This is a genomic window from Bradyrhizobium sp. Kon37 (assembly GCF_055807535.1).
The window spans coordinates 264,176-283,402 of record NZ_JBVVOY010000001.1 but is presented as its reverse complement, the minus strand read 5'-3'; the positions used below and the strand labels follow the sequence as shown (position 1 = coordinate 283,402).

Annotated in this window: 19 protein-coding genes and 1 riboswitch; of the genes, 15 read left to right on the top strand and 4 right to left on the bottom strand. The window is 64.9% G+C overall.

The features are described 5' to 3' along the window. The first annotated feature begins 66 nt into the window (after positions 1 to 66). From pstC to phoB, 5 genes are read left to right on the top strand one after another with little or no spacing between them, the layout of a single operon-like run. Complete coding sequence (gene pstC, locus AC0L3J_RS01465; RefSeq protein WP_027565897.1) at positions 67 to 1,056, top strand: phosphate ABC transporter permease subunit PstC; 990 nt, start codon at positions 67 to 69, stop codon at positions 1,054 to 1,056. A 4-nt stretch (positions 1,057 to 1,060) separates the two neighbouring features. Then, positions 1,061 to 1,906: a phosphate ABC transporter permease PstA gene (pstA, locus tag AC0L3J_RS01460; protein WP_106941291.1), complete on the top strand. Its 846-nt coding sequence runs from the start codon at positions 1,061 to 1,063 to the stop codon at positions 1,904 to 1,906. Continuing rightward, positions 1,903 to 2,724 carry a phosphate ABC transporter ATP-binding protein PstB gene (gene pstB, locus AC0L3J_RS01455; protein WP_456767225.1) on the top strand — a complete coding sequence of 274 codons (822 nt, stop codon included), beginning with the start codon at positions 1,903 to 1,905 and terminating at the stop codon, positions 2,722 to 2,724. The genes pstA and pstB overlap by 4 nt, the downstream gene beginning before the upstream one ends. Before the next feature lie 10 nt (positions 2,725 to 2,734). Then, complete coding sequence (gene phoU / locus AC0L3J_RS01450; RefSeq protein WP_018456067.1) at positions 2,735 to 3,451, top strand: phosphate signaling complex protein PhoU; 717 nt, start codon at positions 2,735 to 2,737, stop codon at positions 3,449 to 3,451. A 23-nt stretch (positions 3,452 to 3,474) separates the two neighbouring features. Further along, positions 3,475 to 4,182 (top strand): phosphate regulon transcriptional regulator PhoB, encoded by a 708-nt coding sequence (phoB, locus tag AC0L3J_RS01445; RefSeq protein ID WP_007597871.1) that lies wholly within the window; start codon positions 3,475 to 3,477, stop codon positions 4,180 to 4,182. A 201-nt stretch (positions 4,183 to 4,383) separates the two neighbouring features. On the opposite strand, the gene AC0L3J_RS01440 is transcribed toward phoB, so the two are convergent. Beyond that, entirely contained in the window at positions 4,384 to 4,896 is a 513-nt protein-coding gene (locus AC0L3J_RS01440; RefSeq protein WP_007597869.1) for a GcrA family cell cycle regulator, read from the bottom strand. Positions 4,897 to 5,351: 455 nt separating this feature from the next. On the opposite strand from AC0L3J_RS01440, the gene AC0L3J_RS01435 reads away from it, so the two are divergent. From AC0L3J_RS01435 to AC0L3J_RS01425, 3 genes are all read left to right on the top strand, one after another. Beyond that, entirely contained in the window at positions 5,352 to 6,554 is a 1,203-nt protein-coding gene (locus AC0L3J_RS01435) for an acetylornithine transaminase (RefSeq protein WP_473345623.1), read from the top strand. Next, positions 6,554 to 7,489 (top strand): ornithine carbamoyltransferase, encoded by a 936-nt coding sequence (argF, locus tag AC0L3J_RS01430; protein WP_473292908.1) that lies wholly within the window; start codon positions 6,554 to 6,556, stop codon positions 7,487 to 7,489. The genes AC0L3J_RS01435 and argF overlap by 1 nt, the downstream gene beginning before the upstream one ends. Positions 7,490 to 7,726: 237 nt before the next feature. After that, positions 7,727 to 8,746 (top strand): Hsp33 family molecular chaperone, encoded by a 1,020-nt coding sequence (locus AC0L3J_RS01425; RefSeq protein WP_473345622.1) that lies wholly within the window; start codon positions 7,727 to 7,729, stop codon positions 8,744 to 8,746. A gap of 109 nt (positions 8,747 to 8,855) precedes the next feature. On the opposite strand, the gene apaG is transcribed toward AC0L3J_RS01425, so the two are convergent. Further along, the gene (gene apaG / locus AC0L3J_RS01420) at positions 8,856 to 9,248 is read right to left on the bottom strand and encodes a Co2+/Mg2+ efflux protein ApaG (protein ID WP_027514422.1); all 393 of its coding nucleotides are present in this window, start codon (positions 9,246 to 9,248) and stop codon (positions 8,856 to 8,858) included. A gap of 204 nt (positions 9,249 to 9,452) precedes the next feature. On the opposite strand from apaG, the gene AC0L3J_RS01415 reads away from it, so the two are divergent. From AC0L3J_RS01415 to AC0L3J_RS01405, 3 genes are read left to right on the top strand one after another with little or no spacing between them, the layout of a single operon-like run. After that, positions 9,453 to 10,718 (top strand): OpgC domain-containing protein, encoded by a 1,266-nt coding sequence (locus AC0L3J_RS01415; RefSeq protein ID WP_473345620.1) that lies wholly within the window; start codon positions 9,453 to 9,455, stop codon positions 10,716 to 10,718. Continuing rightward, positions 10,718 to 11,497 carry an SGNH/GDSL hydrolase family protein gene (locus AC0L3J_RS01410; RefSeq protein WP_473345619.1) on the top strand — a complete coding sequence of 260 codons (780 nt, stop codon included), beginning with the start codon at positions 10,718 to 10,720 and terminating at the stop codon, positions 11,495 to 11,497. The genes AC0L3J_RS01415 and AC0L3J_RS01410 overlap by 1 nt, the downstream gene beginning before the upstream one ends. Positions 11,498 to 11,509: 12 nt before the next feature. Beyond that, positions 11,510 to 12,502: an SGNH/GDSL hydrolase family protein gene (locus tag AC0L3J_RS01405; RefSeq protein ID WP_473345617.1), complete on the top strand. Its 993-nt coding sequence runs from the start codon at positions 11,510 to 11,512 to the stop codon at positions 12,500 to 12,502. Positions 12,503 to 12,625: 123 nt separating this feature from the next. Here the strand turns inward: AC0L3J_RS01405 and AC0L3J_RS01400 are convergent, their stop codons facing one another. Beyond that, a complete protein-coding gene (locus AC0L3J_RS01400; protein ID WP_473345616.1) occupies positions 12,626 to 13,822 on the bottom strand; it encodes an O-succinylhomoserine sulfhydrylase in 1,197 nt (398 codons plus the stop codon). A gap of 70 nt (positions 13,823 to 13,892) precedes the next feature. Then, positions 13,893 to 13,972, bottom strand: a riboswitch (SAM riboswitch). Positions 13,973 to 14,052: 80 nt separating this feature from the next. Here AC0L3J_RS01400 and AC0L3J_RS01395 point away from each other — a divergent pair. The 4 genes from AC0L3J_RS01395 (at position 14,053) to AC0L3J_RS01380 (ending at position 18,699) form a co-directional block, all read left to right on the top strand. Continuing rightward, a complete protein-coding gene (locus tag AC0L3J_RS01395; RefSeq protein ID WP_473345615.1) occupies positions 14,053 to 15,189 on the top strand; it encodes a 2'-deoxycytidine 5'-triphosphate deaminase in 1,137 nt (378 codons plus the stop codon). A 105-nt stretch (positions 15,190 to 15,294) separates the two neighbouring features. Next, entirely contained in the window at positions 15,295 to 15,705 is a 411-nt protein-coding gene (locus AC0L3J_RS01390) for a PAS domain-containing protein (protein WP_473345614.1), read from the top strand. A 123-nt stretch (positions 15,706 to 15,828) separates the two neighbouring features. Beyond that, entirely contained in the window at positions 15,829 to 16,881 is a 1,053-nt protein-coding gene (locus AC0L3J_RS01385; RefSeq protein ID WP_473345613.1) for a hypothetical protein, read from the top strand. Positions 16,882 to 17,253: 372 nt separating this feature from the next. Further along, positions 17,254 to 18,699 carry an MATE family efflux transporter gene (locus AC0L3J_RS01380; protein ID WP_473345612.1) on the top strand — a complete coding sequence of 482 codons (1,446 nt, stop codon included), beginning with the start codon at positions 17,254 to 17,256 and terminating at the stop codon, positions 18,697 to 18,699. On the opposite strand, the gene AC0L3J_RS01375 is transcribed toward AC0L3J_RS01380, so the two are convergent. Next, positions 18,696 to 19,169 carry a hypothetical protein gene (locus AC0L3J_RS01375; RefSeq protein WP_473345611.1) on the bottom strand — a complete coding sequence of 158 codons (474 nt, stop codon included), beginning with the start codon at positions 19,167 to 19,169 and terminating at the stop codon, positions 18,696 to 18,698. The two genes, AC0L3J_RS01380 and AC0L3J_RS01375, sit on opposite strands and share 4 nt — an antisense overlap. Positions 19,170 to 19,227 lie beyond the last annotated feature (58 nt).

The window sequence follows — 19,227 nt, the reverse complement described above, 5'->3', positions numbered from 1 at the left end:
CGCGTCCGGGGCGCGGGACCAACAAAAAACGTATACTATTTAGTACAGGGGATCGGCGTGGCAGAGATGGCCGTTCAGAGCGATGTAATCGACGACGCCGGACCGTATGATCGCGCCAAGGCCTTGAGCGCGTTCAAGCTCGGGGACGTCACCTTCTACTGGATCACGCGGCTTTCCGCGATCTCGGTGCTTCTGATCCTCGGCGGCATCATCATTTCGCTGATCGTCGGCGCCTTCCCGGCGATGAAGGAATTCGGGATCTCGTTCCTGTGGACGCAGCGCTGGGCGCCGTCCGCCGATCCGCCGGTGCTCGGCGCGCTCGGGCCGATGTACGGCACGCTCGTCACCTCCTTCATCGCGATGCTGATCGCCATTCCCGTGGGTCTCGGCATTGCGATCTTCCTCACCGAGCTCTGCCCGCAATGGCTGCGCCGCCCGATCGGAATGGCGATCGAGCTGCTCGCCGGCATCCCCTCGATCATCTACGGCATGTGGGGCTTCTTCGTGTTGGGTCCGTTCCTCGCCAACACGTTCCAGCCCTTCATGATCAAGATCTTCGACGGCGTGCCCGTGCTGGGCGCGATCTTCGCAGGACCGCCGTCCTATCTCAGCCTGTTCAATGCCGCGCTGATCCTCGCCATCATGGTGCTGCCCTTCATCACCTCGATCTCGGTCGACGTGTTCAAGACGGTGCCTCCGGTGCTGAAGGAAGCCGCTTACGGCGTCGGCTGCACCACCTGGGAAGTCGTCCGCAGCGTGGTGATCCCCTACACCCGCGTCGGCGTCATCGGCGGCGTCATGTTGGCGCTGGGCCGCGCGCTCGGCGAGACCATGGCGGTGACCTTCATCATCGGCAACTCGTTCCGGATCTCGTCGTCGATCTTCGCGCCGGGTACCACGATCTCGGCGGCGATCGCATCCGAGTTCGCCGAGAGCGACGGCCTGCACCAGTCCGGCCTGATCCTGCTCGGCCTCCTGCTGTTCGTGCTGACCTTCTTCGTGCTCGCGGCGGCGCGGCTGATGCTGATGCGGCTGGAAAAGAAGGCGGGGAACTAGCGCCATGAATCCGATCTACTCACGCCGCCGCCGCAAGGACATCGTCGTCCGCGGGCTCTGCATCGCCGCAACCGCCTTCGGCGTCACCTGGCTCGCGCTGATCCTGATTACGCTGCTCTACAATGGCGTAGCGGGACTCAATGTCCAGCTGTTCACCGAGAACACGCCGCCACCGGGATCGAACGAGGGCGGTCTGCTCAACGCCATCGTCGGCTCGCTGATCATGACGGTGATCGGCGTCGGCATCGGCGCGCCGCTCGGCATGTTCGCCGGCACCTATCTCGCCGAATACGGCCGCAACGACCGGCTGACCTCGGTGATCCGCTTCATCAACGACATCCTGCTCTCGGCGCCCTCGATCATCATCGGCCTGTTCATCTACGGTGCGGTGGTGGTGCCGATGCGCGGCTTCTCGGCGATCGCAGGCTCGCTCGCGCTCGCGGTCATCGTGATCCCGGTGGTGCTGCGCACGACCGAGGACATGCTGCTGCTGGTGCCGAACGCGTTGCGGGAGGCGGCCTCGGCGCTCGGCCTGCCGCGCTCGCTGGTGATCAAGCGGATCGCTTATCGGGCTGCCCGATCGGGTCTCATCACCGGCGTGCTGCTCGCGACCGCTCGCGTCGCCGGTGAAACCGCGCCGCTGCTGTTCACCGCGCTGTCGAACCAGTTCTTCAGCCTCGGCCTGAACAAGACGATGGCGAACCTGCCTGTCACCATCAACAACTTCGTGCAGAGCCCCTATGCCTACTGGAAGCAGTTGGCCTGGAGCGGAGCGCTGCTCATCACCCTGACCGTTCTTGCCCTTAATATTGGCGCGCGCATCCTTGGCGCCGAGAGGACTGCAAAATGAGTGATCTTTCCGTATCGATGAGCGCGTCCGGTGGCCTGCCGCACGCGCCGGTGCTGCCGGAGGCGCCCCCCAAGGTGACCGTGCGCAACTTGAACTTCTATTACGGCGAGCACCACGCGCTGAAGAACATCAACCTGACGCTCGGCGCCAACCGTGTCACCGCGTTCATCGGTCCGTCGGGTTGCGGCAAGTCGACCCTGCTGCGCATCTTCAACCGGATGTACGACCTCTATCCCGGCCAGCGCGCCACCGGTCAGCTCATGCTCGATCAGACCAACATCCTCGACGGCAAGCTGGACCTCAATTTGCTGCGCGCCCGCGTCGGCATGGTGTTCCAGAAGCCGACGCCGTTCCCGATGACGATCTACGAGAACATCGCGTTCGGTATCCGTCTCTATGAGAAGATCTCGAAGTCCGAGATGGACGGCCGCGTCGAGAAGGCGCTGCGCGGCGGCGCGCTGTGGAACGAGGTCAAGGACAAGCTCAACGCCTCTGGCCTGTCGCTCTCCGGCGGCCAGCAGCAACGCCTCTGCATCGCCCGCACCGTCGCGGTGCGGCCCGAGGTGATCCTGTTCGACGAACCCTGTTCGGCGCTCGACCCGATCTCGACCGCCAAGGTCGAGGAGCTGATCCAGGAGCTGTCCGAGGATTACACGATCGCGATCGTCACCCACAACATGCAGCAGGCGGCGCGCGTCTCCGACAAGACCGCGTTCATGTATCTCGGCGAGCTGATCGAGTTCGACGACACCAGCAAGATCTTCACGTCGCCGACCGACCGGCGCACGCAGGATTACATCACCGGCCGGTTCGGCTAGGAGACGCGACATGGGTTCTGAACATACCGCAAAGGCCTTCGACACCGACCTCCAGGAACTCACGCGCCTGGTCGCCGAGATGGGTGGCATCGCCGAGCGCATGATCGTCGAGTCCGTCGACGCGCTGATCCGCCGCGACGTCCCGCTCGGCCAGCGCGTCGTCGCCATCGACACCGAGCTCGACGCGCTGCAGAAGCGCATCGAGGAGCGCGCGGTGCTCACCATCGCACGTCGCCAGCCGATGGCGGTCGATCTGCGCGAAATCGTCGGCGCCATGCGCGTCGCGACCGATCTCGAGCGCATCGGCGACCTCGCCAAGAACATGGGCAAGCGCGTCGCAGCGCTGGAGACGGACTTCCATCCGCTCAAGCTGTTCCGCGGCCTCGAGCACATGACCGACCTCGTCCAGCAGCAGGTCAAGTCGGTGCTGGACGCTTATGCCGCGCATGATTTGCCGGCGGCGATGGCGGTGTGGAAGGGCGACGAGGAGGTCGACGCCATCTGCACCTCGCTGTTCCGCGAGCTCCTCACCTACATGATGGAGGATCCGCGCAACATCTCGTTCTGCATCCATCTGATGTTCTGCGCCAAGAACATCGAGCGGATCGGCGATCACGCCACTAACATCGCCGAGACCGTGTTCTACATGATCGAGGGCCAGGCGATCACCGACAAGCGGCCGAAGGGCGACATGACGACCTTTGCCAACACGGTACCGAACACCTGAAAGACTTAAGGAGCGACGACCCGATGGGCGCACGCATTATGGTGGTTGAGGACGAGGAAGCCCTGACCGAGCTTCTCCGCTACAACCTCGAAGGCGACGGCTATGACGTCGAGACGGTGATGCGCGGCGACGACGCCGACACCCGCCTCAAGGAGCACATTCCCGATCTGATCGTGCTCGACTGGATGCTGCCGGGCCTGTCAGGCATCGAATTGTGCCGTCGGCTTCGCACCCGTCCCGAGACCAAGCAGCTCCCGATCATCATGCTCACCGCGCGCGGCGAGGAGAGCGAGCGGGTGCGGGGTCTTGCGACCGGCGCCGACGATTACATCGTCAAGCCGTTCTCGGTGCCGGAGCTGCTGGCGCGCGTGAAAGGCCTGCTGCGGCGCGCAAGCCCCGAGCGGCTCGCCACCGTGCTTGCTTTTGGCGACATCGAGCTCGACCGCGACAAGCGCCGCGTGGCGCGCTCGGGCCGGCCGATCGATCTAGGTCCGACCGAATATCGCCTGCTGGAGTTCTTCCTGGAGCACCCGGGGCGGGTGTTCTCGCGCGAGCAGCTGCTCGACAGCGTCTGGGGCCGCGACATCTATATCGACGAGCGCACCGTCGACGTCCATATCGGCCGACTGCGCAAGCTGCTCAATCTCGGCCGCGAGCAGGATCCGATCCGCACCGTCCGCGGCGCAGGCTACGCGCTGGATGATCGTTTTGCCAAGGCGGAGCAGGTGTAGGGTTGCAGGCTTGAGGTTCTCAGCCGTCGTCCCGGACAAGCGAGCGAAGCGAGCGCTGATCCGGGACCCATAACCACCGAACGTGGTTTGGCGAAGACTCGGAGTGACCCTTTCGCACGACTACTGCGTGCTCGGAGTATGGGTCCTGGCTTTCGCCAGGACGACACTGAAATTGAACCTTCGCGCGACGACTTGCCGTGATTACCGCGGACCCGGCTTCACCGGTGCGCGGCGCCGATCTGACGCCGGCTGGTACGCAACGCGCGAGTGCTGGGCGCAATAGGGCAGGCCGGACAGCGCCCGTCCACCGCAGAAGAAGAAGTCAGGGCTCGAGGGATCGCCGACCGGCCAGTGGCAGGTCGCCTCGTTCAATTCCAGCAGCGACAGGCGCTGGCTCATCGGCACCACGTTGTCGTAGGTGACCGGATCCGGCTCAGCCTCGACCTCGAAGGCCTGCGCCAGCGCGGTGTTGCCGCGCGAGATCGGGCGGCTCACCCGCATCATGTGCTGCGCGGGGCGCGCCTTGCGCGGCCGCGGCGCTGCCGACGATGGGCTCTTGGCGCGGCCCGAAAGGCCGAGCCTGTGCACTTTGCCGATCACGGCATTGCGGGTCACATTGCCGAGCTCCGCCGCGATCTGGCTGGCCGAAAGTCCGGCCTCCCAGAGCTTTTTCAGCTGCTCGACGCGATCATCGGACCAGGTCAAAACCGTCATTGCACCCTTTCCCTCGCTGCGCGCCAGCCATCCTGGGGCCTCGCAGCGAATGCCTAAGCCTTCAAAAACCCGTGCCGTCAGAATCCCTTAAGGCTCGCCGGGCGCGTCTTGAACGCCCGAACGTTTACGCCGGTACATAAGGACTTAAAGATCAGAACCACTGCACGAGATGTCGTATCTGACAATCCAAACGCTACAATATGGCGTGACTCCCGCGCAAGAGTCCGCCGACTCGCTTCCACATGTTCCGTGGCTAAATCCCGCAAAATCGGCACCGCAAGACTACGGATTCAGCGTTTCGCGAGGCTTTCCGGGCGGCATTGACACCCGTTTCACCAGGCCTAAGATAGTCGTGCGTGCCGCCCTCAAGAGGCGGCACGTTTCGTTTTCCGGGCCGGTCGATGGTGCGTTGCGCAATGCACGCACACACCGTCCGCAACATTCAAGTGACCGTCATGACTAACAGCGCAGCGCCGCATTTGCTCCCCGTTTTCGCCAGGTCCGACCTCGGTTTCGAGCGTGGCGAAGGCTGCTGGCTGATCGCGACCAATGGCGAGCGCTATCTCGATTTCACCTCCGGGGTGGCGGTGAATGCGCTCGGCCATGCCCATCCGGCGCTGGTCGCGGCGTTGCAGGAGCAGGCCACGAAGCTCTGGCACATGTCGAACCTGTTCCAGAGCCCGGACGGCGAAAAGCTCGCCGCGCGCCTGTGCAATGAGAGTTTCGCGGACTTCGTGTTCTTCTGCAATTCCGGCGCCGAAGCGCTGGAATGCGTGATCAAGGTCGTGCGCCGTTATCACGCCGCGAAGGGCCATCCCGACCGCTATCGCATGATCACCTTCGAAGGCGCCTTCCATGGCCGCACGCTGGCGACGCTGGCTGCGACGGGTTCGGCAAAATATCTCGAAGGTTTCGGACCCCCGATGGAGGGCTTCGACCAGGTTGCTCATGGCGATCTCGACGCGGTGAAAAAGGCGATCGGTCCGCAGACCGCCGGCATCCTGATCGAGCCGATCCAGGGCGAAGGCGGTGTGCGTTCGGCAACGCCCGCCTTCCTGAGGGCGTTGCGCCAGCTCTGCGACGAGAAGGGTCTGTTGCTCGCCTTCGACGAGGTGCAGACCGGCATGGGCCGCACCGGCGATCTGTTCGCATACCGCCGCCTTGGCGTCGAACCCGACGTGATGTCGCTGGCCAAGGCGCTCGGTGGCGGCTTCCCGATCGGCGCCTGCCTTGCGACCGCGGAAGCGGCGTCCGGCATGACGCCGGGCTCGCACGGTTCGACCTTCGGCGGCAATCCGCTCGCGATCTCGGCGGCGAACGCCGTGCTCGACGTCATGCTCAAGCCCGGCTTCTTCGACCACGTGCAGAGGATGTCGCTGCTGCTCAAGCAGAAGCTCGCCTCCGTGATCGACCGTCACGGCGATGTCGTCAGCGAAGTGCGCGGCGAGGGCCTCCTGATCGGCATCAAGGCCGTGGTGCCTTCCGGTGATCTCGTTGCCGCCTTGCGCGCCGAAAAGCTGCTCACCGTCGGCGCCGGCGACAATGTCGTGCGTTTCCTGCCGCCTTTGATCGTCACCGAAGCCGAGATCGAGGACAGCGTCGGGCGGCTCGAGCGCGCCTGCACGGCCTTGTCCGGCAACAAGCGGGCGGCAAGCTGATGAGCAAGTCGCCCGATAAAGCACCGAAGCACTTCCTCGACATCAACGAGCTGCCGCTGTCGGAGCTCAAGCGCATGCTCGCCGCGTCCACCGCGATGAAGGCGAAGCAGAAGGCGCATCAGCCGGTCAGGCCGCTCGAAGGCAAGACGCTGGCGATGATCTTCGAGCGCCCCTCGACGCGGACGCGGGTGTCGTTCGATGTCGCCATGCGCCAGCTTGGCGGCGAGCCCATCATGCTCACCGGCGCCGAGATGCAGCTCGGCCGCGGCGAGACCATCGCCGACACCGCGCGCGTGCTGTCGCGCTATGTCGACGCCATCATGATCCGCATCCTCAATCACGATGCCCTGCTGGAGCTTGCGGCAAACGCCACCGTGCCCGTCATCAACGGCCTGACGCGGCGCTCGCATCCCTGCCAGGTGATGGCTGACCTCATGACCTACGAGGAGCATCGCGGCCCGATCGAGGGCAAGACCGTGGCCTGGACCGGCGACGACAACAACGTGCTGGCGTCCTGGGCGCACGCCGCCGAGCGCTTCAAGTTCCAGCTCAATGTCGCGACGCCTCCGGAGCTCGCGCCGAAAAAGGCGATGCGCGACTTCATCAAGGCGACCGGCGCGCCGATCATGCTCGGCACCGATGCCGAAGCCGCCGTGAAGGGCGCCGATTGTGTCGTGACCGACACCTGGGTGTCGATGGGCGACAAGGAAGGCGAGCACCGCCATAACGTGCTCAAGCCCTATCAGGTCAATGCCCAGCTGATGTCGCTGGCCAAGCCCGATGCGCTGTTCATGCACTGCCTGCCCGCCCATCGCGGCGAGGAGGTCACCGACGAGGTGATCGACGGTCCGCAATCCGTCGTGTTCGACGAGGCCGAAAACCGCCTCCACGCGCAGAAGGGCATTCTGGCCTGGTGCTTCGACGCGGTGAAGTAACGCGGGCCGGTGAAGTAGCTTTGGATCGTCGTCCTGGCGAAAGCCAGGACCCATTACCACCGGCCGTGGTTTGGCGAAGATCGGACATTCATCGCATGCCGCGACTTCTCCCTGGGGTAATGGGTCCTGGCTTTCGCCAGGACGACACTGAATTTGCTGTATCGTGATCAAACCAGTGTCCAGATGGGCTGCTCCGAACCCCTTCCAATTCCGCCTTCCGACCCCAGATAAAGCGCCATGGTTTCCCAATCCCCTGACATGAAAACCGGGCCCGAGGGCCCGGTTCGCGCGCCATCCGCGGTTCCGATCGATGACGCCGTGCTGCCCTATGAGGTCGACGCGCTCGACGTGCGCGGTCGGCTGGTGCGGCTTGGTCCGGCGCTCGACGAGATCCTGACCAAGCACGATTATCCGGCGCCGGTCGGCAAGCTGCTCGGCGAGGCCATCGTGCTGACCACGCTGCTCGGCTCGGCGCTGAAGTTCGAGGGCCGCTTCATCCTCCAGGCCCAGACCGACGGTCCGGTGTCGTTCCTGGTCGTGGACTACCAGGCGCCGGATCGCCTGCGCGCCTATGCGCGCTACGACGCCGCGCGCCTCGATGAGGCCAAGGATTTAGGCAAGACTTCCGGCGCGCTGCTGGGCCACGGTCATCTCGCCATGACCATCGACCAGGGCCCCGACATGAGCCGCTACCAGGGCCTGGTCGCGCTCGACGGCGGCAGCCTCGAAGACGCCGCTCACGAATATTTCCTGCGCTCTGAGCAGATCCCGACCCGTGTGCGCCTCGCCGTGGGCGAGGAGTGGCGTTCGAACGACGGCGGCAAGCATCGCTGGCGTGCCGGCGGCATGCTGATGCAGTTTTTACCGAAGGCGCCCGAGCGCGCGCGGCAGGCCGATCTGCATCCCGGCGATGCGCCCGAAGGCGTCGAAGTGCATGCCGTCGCTGAAGACGATGCCTGGGTCGAGGCGCGCTCGCTGATCGAGACCGTCGAAGATGTCGAGCTGATCGATCCCGAGCTGTCCGGCGAGCGGTTGCTCTACCGCCTGTTCCACGAGCGCGGCGTGCGCGTGTTCAATCCGCTGCCCTTGAAGGCGCAATGCTCCTGCTCGCGCGATGCGGTGGCATCGATGTTGAAGAGCTTTTCGTCCGACGACCGTGCCGCGATGGTCAAGGACGACAAGGTCGTCGTGACCTGCGAGTTCTGCAGCTCGGTGTACGAGTTCACACCGGATGAGGCGGGCGTGGAAGACGCGTAAAGGCGTTAGCCCGTAGCCCGGATGGAGCGCAGCGCAATCCGGGGCCGCTCGCCCGGCGTTCGGCACCTTCCCGGATTACGCTGCGCTCCATCCGGGCTACGGGACCGCGCTAATTCAGCACCCGCTTGTTGTCCGGGCTGTCCAGCGAGAACGTCGGCACGTCGATCTCGAAGCGTTCGCCGGTTGCGCTGACCATCTGGTAGCGGCCAGTCATGAAGCCCGAGGCGGTCGTGAGCGGCACGCCGGAGGTGTATTCGAAGCGTTCGCCGGGGGCGAGCGTCGGCTGCTCGCCGACCACGCCCTCGCCCTTCACCTCCTGCTGCCGGCCGGTGGCGTCGGTGATGATCCAGTGCCGCGTCTTGAGCTGCACGGTCTCGTCGCCGGAATTGGTGATGACGATGGTGTAGGCCCAGAAATAACGGGAGCGGTCGGCCGACGACTGCTCCGGAACAAAGTTCGGCTCGACGGTCACTTCGATCTGGCGGGTCACGGCGCGGTACATGATTGCCATCATACCGAAAACCGCTCGGGAACCAAACGCCGGAGGCGGTCCTAGCGACATCGTCCCGCCAGAATTCGCAGGGAAGTACACGTCCAAGGTACGTCAAAGTGTCTTTGCATGTGATCCGGTCGCTTTGCGAGATGACGGCCGGACCGGTACACTCCTTGCCACGTCGCGATTTGCGGAAGGGTTTTTAGGCCCCCGATGACCATTGCCGACCAAGTGACGGGATCGACGATCGCGGGAACCGCCAAACCTGTGGAGGTCAAGTCCGCGGGAACGAAGCGGCGCGCGGCCGCGCCGGCCATTTCGCTGCCCGCCATCGGCGAGCGCGAGCTCCGGCTCGACCTGTTCCGCGGCCTGGCGCTGTGGCTGATCTTCATCGACCATTTGCCGCCGAGCCTTCTGACCTGGTTCACGATCCGCAATTACGGCTTCAGCGACGCCACCGAGATCTTCATCTTCATCTCCGGCTATACCGCCGCCTTCGTCTACGGTCGGGCGATGTTGGAATCCGGCATCGTCGTCGCCACCGCGCGCATTCTGCGGCGCGTCTGGCAGATCTATGTCGCCCACGTCTTCCTGTTCACGATCTTCCTTGCCGAGATCTCCTACGTCGCGACCAGGTTCGAGAACCCGCTCTACACCGAAGAGATGGGCATCATGGATTTCCTCAAGCAGCCCGACGTCACCATCGTGCAGGCGCTGCTGCTGCGCTTCCGTCCCGTCAACATGGACGTGCTGCCGCTCTACATCGTGCTGATGCTGGCGCTGCCCTTGATCCTGTGGCTGATGAAATGGCGCCCCGACGTGACGCTCGGCCTCTCGGTCGCGCTCTACGCGGTGACCTGGGAATACGATCTCTACCTGTCGGCCTATCCGAACGGCTTCTGGGCCTTCAATCCCTTTGCCTGGCAATTGCTGTTCGTGTTCGGGGCATGGTGCGCGCTCGGGGGTGCGCGACGCATGTCGCACATTCTGGCTTCGCGGGTGACGATGTGGATCGCGATCGCCTATCTGGTCGCGGCATTCTACGTGACGCTGACCTGGTATGTGCCGCAGCTCTCCCACTTCATGCCGAAGCGGCTCGAGCAGTGGATGTATCCGATCGACAAGGCCGACCTTGACGTGCTGCGCTTCACGCATTTCCTGGCGCTGGCCGCGCTCACCGTGCGCGTCCTGCCCCGGGACTGGCCGGGCCTGAAATCGCCCTGGCTGCGGCCGCTGATCCTGTGCGGCTCGCATTCCCTTGAGATATTCTGTCTCGGCGTCTTCCTCGCCTTTGCCGGCCATTTCATCCTGGCCGAAGTCTCGGGCGGCCCGGTCATGCATGCGCTAATTAGTCTCTCCGGAATCCTGATCATGTGGGCCATGGCCTGGCTGATTTCGTGGTACAAGCGGGTGGCTGACAAGAGCGGTTCGAAAACCAAAAGCGCCGTCGGCAGCGCCGATATGGCGGGAGGGGGCTGATGAAGGCGAAGGTTTTCCTGAGCCTGATCCTGCTGTGCGGTGGTCTCGCCGCGCCTCCGGCGCGCGCGGACGATGCTGCGCCTGCTGCTTCGGCCGCGCCCGCAGCCTGCGAAGTGCCGTCCTATCTGCTCACCAGCGAAAGCCAGCTTCCCAAGGTCGCCGATGCCATCAAGGCCGGCAAACCGCTCGAAATCCTGGTCATCGGCAGCCGCTCGACCACGATTCCGGCCTCCGAGGACAGCTCTTATCCGGCGCGGATGCAGGCCATCCTGAAGGAGAAGCTGCCGCCGTCCGAGACTGTGCACGTCTCCGTAGAAATACAGAGCAAGAAAACGGCCGAGGAGGCGGCCGCCAGCTTCGTTAAGCTGATGGAAGCAAAAGCGCCTACTTTGGTCATCTGGCAGACCGGGACTGTCGATGCTATTCGAGCCATTGATCCCGATGATTTTCGCGGCGCGGTGACCGAAGGGGTTGTTGCGTTGCAAAAGGCAGGGGCTGACGTCGTCTTGATGAATTTGCAGTACAGTCCGCGTACCGAAACCATGATCTCGGTGCCGCCATACCTCGACAATATGCGGGTGGTGGCGCAGGAGCACGATATTCCGCTGTTCGATCGTTTCGCGATCATGCGGCAGTGGAATGACCAGGGGCAGTTCGACCTGTTCAGCCCGTCGCGCGGGCCTGAGCTGGCGAAACAGGTCCATGATTGCCTTGGCCGGGCGTTGGCACAGTTCGTGATCGACGCTGCGCATCTGGAGCCGGCCCAGCAGCAAAATTGAGGTCTAGCGTTAATGAGTTCTCTCCGCCCTTTTTGCCTGACGGCATGGCTGGCTGCGTCCGCCGCAGCGCTGCTGCTGTTGCTGAGTCCGGCCTCGCAGTCGCACGCGCAGACGCAGGCCGCGCAGGCAACGCCGGCCCCGCAGCAGTCGGCTAATCCGGCTCCCGCTTCACCGTCCCAGACCGCTGTCGCAGCGACGTCCCCCGAGCAGCGCGGCATCACGGCGCGCGCCATCGACAAGGTGAAGCAGGTCGCGAAATCCGCCGGCGACGTCTTCAGCCGCGTGCCCTGCCTGTCGCCGAAGGGCGGCGCGAAGGCGATGGGCTCGCTGCCGCATGTCGCGGGCAAGCTCGTCGCCGGCCAGCCCGTCGTCATCGTCGCGTTCGGCTCGTCCTCGACCGCGGGATTCGGCGCGAGCTCGCCGGAGTTCAACTATCCCAATCGCCTTGCCGCGCAGCTGCACCGGCACTATCCGACCGCCGACATCACCGTCGTCAATGCCGGCGTCGGTGGCGAGGACGCGCCCGAGATGATGAAGCGCCTCCAGAAAGAGGTGATCGACGTGCATCCGGATCTGGTGATCTGGCAGGTCGGCACCAATGCGGTGCTGCGCAATCTCGATCCCGGCGATACCGCCAAGCTCGTCGAGGACGGCATCAGCCGCATCCAGGCTGCCGGCGGCACCGACGTCGTGCTGGTCGATCCGCAATATTCGCCCGCCGTCAACCAGCGCGCCGAGAGCGCCGGCAAGATGGTGAAGCTGCTCGGCAAGGTCGCCGAGCTCCGTCACGTCGGCATCTTTCCGCGCTTCGAGGTGATGCGCGACTGGCACGAGAAGCAATCGCTTCCGGTCGAGAGCTTCGTGATCGCCGACGGCCTGCACATGAACGATTGGGGTTACGCCTGCTTCGCCCAGCTCCTCGGCGACGACATCATCCGCTCCGTCGGCCAGATCAAGCTCGGCGTGAACGTGCCCGCGGACGTGCGGACGTACCGGCCGATGTGAGCATCGGTGCGTAGGGTGGGCAAAGGCGCGCTCTTCGCGCGCCGTGCCCACCATCTATCGGCACCGCCATCGTGAATGGTGGGCACGCTTCGCTTTGCCCACCCTACGATGTCGAATGCCTGGCTACGCCTTCTCCAGCGCCGCGGTCAGATCCTCGATCAGATCGTCCGCGTGCTCGAGCCCCGCCGAGAAGCGGATGAAGCCCTCGCTGATGCCCAGCGCGGCGCGGTCCTCCGGCTTCAAACGCTGATGCGTCGTGGTGGCCGGATGCGTGACGAGGCTCTTGGCGTCGCCGAGATTGTTCGAGATCTTGGCGAGCTTGAGCGCGTTGAGCACGCGGAACGCTGCCTGCTTGCCGCCCTTGACCTCGAGGCCGACCAGCGTCGAGCCACCGCGCATCTGCTTCTTCACCAATGCAGCCTGCGGATGATCGGCGCGGCCGGGAAACACCAGCCGCGAAATCTTCGGATGGCTCGCCAGCACGTCCGCAATGCGCGCGGCCGTCTCGGTCTGCGCGCGCACGCGCACGGCGAGCGTCTCCAGCCCCTTGAGCAGGACCCAGGCGTTGAACGGCGAGATCGACGGGCCGGTCTGGCGCATGAAATTGTGGATGTGCTCGGCGATGAACGCTTCCGAGGACAGGATGATGCCGCCGAGACAGCGGCCCTGGCCGTCGATATGCTTGGTCGCGGAATAGACCACGACGTCGGCGCCGAGCGCGAGCGGGCTCTGCCAGATCGGAGTGGCGAACACGTTGTCGACGACGAGCCGCGCTCCGCCGCTGTGTGCGATCTCGGCAATGCCGGGAATGTCGAGCACGTCGAGCGTCGGGTTGGTCGGGCTCTCCAGGAAGAGCGTCTTGGTGTTCGGCTTCATGGCGCGCTGCCACTGGTCGAGATCGAGACCGTCGACCAGCGTGGTCTCGATGCCGTAGCGCGGCAGCAAATCCTGCACGACGTAGAGACACGAGCCGAACAGCGCGCGCGAGGCCACGACGTGATCGCCGGCTTTGAGCGGCGCCAGGATCGCGGTCGTCACCGCGGCCATGCCGGTCGCCGCCGAACGTGCCGCTTCGGCGCCTTCGAGCTCGATCATGCGCCGCTCGAACATCGAGATGGTCGGATTGGAGTAGCGTGAATAGATGAAGCCGGGGTCCTCGCCCTTGAACCGCGCCTCGCACTCCTCGGCGCTGTTGTAGACGTAGCCCTGGGTCAGGAACAGCGACTCCGAGGTCTCGCCATATTGCGAGCGCAGGGTGCCGGAATGAACCAGGCGAGTTTCGGGACGGTAGTGGGCGGTTGGCGCCGGGGACTTCGACATAGGACCTCCTGAAGTGACCATCGGAAATGGTCACAAAAAAACCGGCCTGGAATATCTCCACGGGCCGGGATCACAGAGGTCCCCGGCCTGTTTAGCGACTTATTTAACGTGGCTGCAAGCCGGCCGGCTCAAATCACCACGGGATAAGTCATGCTCATATTCCGCAATGCCCTTTCCGTCAAGACGTCCATCGGATAGCCGTAAAACACTCATATTTCCCGCATGTCGGGATGTGTTTGATCCCTGATGAGGACCCCGGGTTGACGTTCACGGTCGCCGCCGACGCCAATGGTATCCTGCCCGACCGCATGATCGCGGCGATGGCGGAGGGCGGTCTCATCCTGCCCGCTTACGACTTCGTCGAAAGCCAGATCCAGCCGGCGAGCCTCGACCTTCGCCTCGGCGACATCGCCTATCGCGTTCGCGCCAGCTTCCTGCCGGGCCCCGGCGCCACTGTCGCCGAGCGCATCGACGAGTTGAAGCTGCACGAGTTCAGCCTCGCCGACGGCGCCGTGCTGGAGACGAACTGCGTCTACATCGTGCCGCTGCTCGAAAGCCTCGCGCTGCCGCCGGAGATCGTCGCGGCCGCCAACCCGAAAAGCTCGACCGGCCGGCTCGACGTTTTCACCCGCGTGATCGCCGACGGCACCCGCCGGTTCGACATGATCGGTGCCGGCTATCACGGTCCGCTCTATGCCGAGATCAGCCCGAAGACGTTCCCGGTGCTGGTCAGCGAGGGCTCGCGCCTGAGCCAGGTGCGCTTCCGCACCGGCGATGCCATCCTCAATATCGACGACCTCGAGGCGCTGCATGCGACCGAGCGTCTCGTCGATGTCGACGATGCCGATCTCACCGGCGGCGTCGCCGTCTCTGTTGATCTTTCCGGCGAAAAGAGCGGCGGCTTCGTCGGCTACCGCGCCAAGCGCCACACCGGCGTGATCGACGTCGATCGCCGCGCTGGCTATTCCGTCGAGGAGTTCTGGGAGCCGATCTCGGCCCGCCCCGACGGCAGCCTGATCCTCGATCCCGGCGAGTTCTATATCCTCGCGTCGAAAGAGGCCGTGCAAGTGCCGCCCGATTACGCCGCGGAGATGGTGCCGTTCGATCCGCTGGTCGGCGAGTTCCGCGTGCATTATGCCGGATTCTTCGATCCCGGCTTCGGCTATGCCGGCGCCGGCGGGCTGGGGTCGCGCGCCGTGCTCGAAGTGCGCTCGCGCGAGGTGCCGTTCATCCTCGAGCACGGCCAGATCGTCGGCCGCCTCGTCTACGAGAAGATGCTGGCCCGTCCCGACGCCATGTACGGCCAGCGCATCGGCTCCAACTACCAGGCCCAGGGCCTGAAGCTGAGCAAGCATTTCCGGGTGTAGCGATCATCCGTCGCCCGGATGGAGCGCAATCGTCATCCGGGAAAGTCTCACTTGTGGCACGATCCCGGCTTACGCTGTGCTCCATCCGGGCCACCAGGTGCTGACATGACCAATTCATCCCAACTGGACGCACATATTGTCGACGACGTTGCCGATGCGCTGATCTATTCGGATCGCTCCGGCACCATCATGCGCTGGAATCGCGCATCGTCCGCACTGTTCGGCTTCTCCGCGGACGAGGCGCTGGGCCAGAATCTCGACCTGATCATTCCCGAACATCTGCGCGCCGCGCACTGGAAGGGTTTCGAGGCCGCGCTAGCCAGCGGCGCGATGAAGCTTGCGGGCAAGCCGACACTGACCCGCGCGCTGCACAAGGACGGACGCAAGCTGTACATCGAGATGACCTTCGCGCTGGTGCGGGACGCCGCTGGAGTGGTGCAGGGATCGGTGGCGATGGCCCGCGACGTCACCGAGCGCGTCGAGCGCGAGCGGGCCGCCAAGGCTTCGCAAAATTAAGCCTGCGCAAAATTCGTGATGCGGAATTGGCGAGCCGGCGTGCAGGGCGCCCTGCATGCGGCTCAGCTTGTCCGTCGCCGGCTGCAGTGACACACTCGATCAAAACAACGATCGGGAGCGAACATGACCGCCGCATCTGACCCCGCGCAGGAAGCTCAATGGAAACGCTGGCGCGCGGTTGCCGATCTCTATCACGCCTATTTCACCGGTCTGATCCTCACCGTGGTCACGCGGCGCGGCACGGCGGATGCTGCCGAGTTCGTCTTCCGCGTATTCCGCCGCCAGCAGCAGGAGCGCTTCCTGCCGGGGCTGGAGAAGCTCGGGCTGAGCCATCTGCCGCCAGCAGTCGCCGCCGCGCAATATCACTACCTCTCGAACTGGATCGGCGGCGTGCACGTCGAATACATGCACGAGAGCGACCGCAAAGCCTGGATCCGCTATCCGCCGCCGCGCTGGATCTGGAAAGGCACTGCCATCTGCGGCGTGCCGGGCGAAGTCTCTCGCGCGATGCTGCGCGGCTGGCACGCCAACAACGGTGTGGCGCTCGGCGATACCAGATTGGGGTTCGTCTGCACCAAGCAGAGCGTCGACGGCCAGGACGGGCTCGAAGGCTACTATCACCAATATGACCAGCCGCTCGAGCTCGACCAGCGCCTCGTGTTCGCACGGCATCTCGAAGCGCCGCTGTTCGATGCAGCCGCGGCTCCGGCGTTGCCGGTCGCAAGCTGGCCGAGACCGCGACTGGAAAAAGCCTATCGCAATTACGCCATGGAATATGTCCGCACCGCCGCGCCCGTGATGGTGCAGCTGTTCGGTCCGGAGGATGCGGGCTATCTCCTGCATCTCACCGGCAAGCTGATCGGGATGCAATATTTTGATGAGGTCGCTGCGGCGCTGTCGATGGGCCGCGGCGGTGCGCGCGAATTCGCGGCGTTCCTCGGCGCGCTGTTGGCCGCGCAGGACGATGTGGCTGAGCCGACGCAATCCGAAGGCGCGTTCGAAATCCGTCAGCAGAGCTGGAAATTGATGGACGACGTCGCCGATCACCACCCCGCTTGCGCCAAAGTGCTGGCGGGGTTGTTCGAAGGGCTCGCGGCCGGATGCGGCCGGCACATCGGCGTGCAGCTGTCCCCGACATCGGGTGGCCGTCCGCCATTGCTCTGGACGATTGGGTAGACGACGGCGCCACGGCACCTTCACCTCGCCCCGCTTGCGGGGAGAGGTCGGATTGCATCGAAGATGCAATCCGGGTGAGGGGGAGTCTCCGCGAGGGCAGCTGTCACCGAATTTGCTGAAGCAGCCCCTCACCCCAACCCTCTCAGCGCGAGCGAAGCTCGTCGCGGCCCCGTAAGAACGGGGAGAGGGAAAAGAAAGAGGAGTCCAATTCCTCCACGAAATGCGCTGCCGCAGGGCACGCCTGCACCTGGCGCAGGAGGAATCGCTGCGTGTCGTGCTAACAAGCCTCTCGTTGCGCCCTGCGCGCGAACCAATTCATTGGCACACCCAAGCATTGCTGCGCCGCAAATGGCGCTTTCCCCCGGAGAGGACATGTCAGACATCGCCGAAATCCCGGTCGATGAACAGGAGCGTCCGCTGCCGCCGCCTCCGCGCCCCGTCAGGAGCGCGCTGATGGACGGGCCGATCCTGCGCACGCTGCTCGGACTTGCCTGGCCCAACGTGGTCGCGCTCTCGGCCGGCACCTGCACCGTGATCGCGGAGACCTCCTATATCGGACGTCTTGGCGTGGAAGCGCTGGCCGCGATGGCGCTGGTGTTTCCGACAGTGATCCTGACCATGACCATGTCGGGCGGTGCGATGGGCGGCGCGGTGGCCTCCGCCATCGCGCGCGCGCTCGGCGCCGGCGATCGCGAGCGTGCCGGGACGCTCGCCGCGCACGCGCTGCTGATCGGAATCAGCTTCGGCCTCGTCTTCATGCTGGGCATGCTGATCTTCGGGCCGCGCGTTCTGGAAATGCTCGGCGGTCGCGGCGATGTGCTGACGCATGCGATCGCCTACACCCAGGTGTTTTTCGGCGGCGCGGTGCTGCCCTGGCTGCTCAACACCATGGCCGGCGTCCTGCGCGGCACCGGCAACATGAAGCTGCCGTCGCTGTTGATCCTCAATTCCGCGGCCTGGCAGATCGTGCTCGGCGGCACGCTCGGCCTCGGGCTCGGTCCGGTGCCGCAATTCGGCATGCGCGGCGTGGCCGCCGGCGCGCTGATTGCGTATTGCATGAACATCGGCGTGATGGGCTGGTACCTGTTCTCCGGCCGCGCCCGCGTGACGCCGAAGCTGCGCGGACTTCGCATCCAATGGGCGATGTTTTTCGACATCCTCAAAGTCGGCGCCATCGCCTGCTTCTCGCCGCTGCAATCGGTGCTGACGATCTCGATCTTCACCCACCTGCTTGCGAAATTCGGCACCGCGATCCTCGCCGGCTATGGCATTGGTGCGCGGCTGGAATTCCTGCTGACCTCGATCGCGTTCTCGTTCGGCATCGCCTCGGTGCCGATGATCGGCATGGCGGTCGGCGCCGGCCGCATCGCCCGCGCGCGGCGCATCGCCTGGATCGCGGCGGCGAGCGCCTTCGTCGCCGTCGGTGCACCGGCGTGCCTGGTCGCAGCCTTCCCCGATCTCTGGGTCAACATCTTCACCGACAGCGCGACCGTGCGCGCCACCAGCCATCAATATTTGTCCACGGTGGCGCCGTTCTACGCCTTCATCGGCCTCGCCTCGACGATGTATTTCTCGTCGCAGGGCGCTGCGAAGGTGATCGGACCGGTGCTGGCGCAGACTGCGCGGCTGATCTACATCTCGGCGGTCGGCTGGTGGCTGTCGACACATGATGCCACCGCGCAAAGCTTCTTCTGGCTGGCGGCGAGCTCGATGGTCGTGCTCGGCCTGCTCTCGTGCTCCAGCGTGGTGCTGACGCGCTGGGGACCGCGCCAAACCAAACCTGCGATCAGGCCGGCTCTGTCGGCCGCTGCGGACTAGCGATGCCTGTGGCGGCGATGGCCGCCACTGCCGCCGACATTGGCGAGCCGCATCAGTTGCGGAATCATCGCCATCATGTCGCCGCCGCCCGTGCCGCCGATTCCGGTCGGCATGTAGCCGCCGCCGGCCGTCGGCGCGTAACCGCCGTAATTGGGCGCACCGAAACCGCCGCCGAGATTGCCGCCGCCGAGGCCGCCAATTCCGCCGCCGCCCATCATGCCACCAAGACCACCACCGCCATTCTCCATCATGCGGCTCATCATCGGGCCCATGGTCTGCATCATCATGCCGAAGCGGCGCTTGCCCATCTTGGCCTTCATCATCTCCAACATCGGCGCCATCTGGGTCATCATGTCCTCGCCGCCGGCACCGCCGCCGCCGAGGAACTGCGCCTTTGCCGGTCCGCTCGAAATCGAAAACATCAGCAGCACGGCGGCCGCCTGGCAGATCACCTTGTCCGCACCTCTCATGGCCTGCTCCTCGCGTGCGGGACGCCGCCGGGAGAGCGGAGCCAACCGGACGCACGCC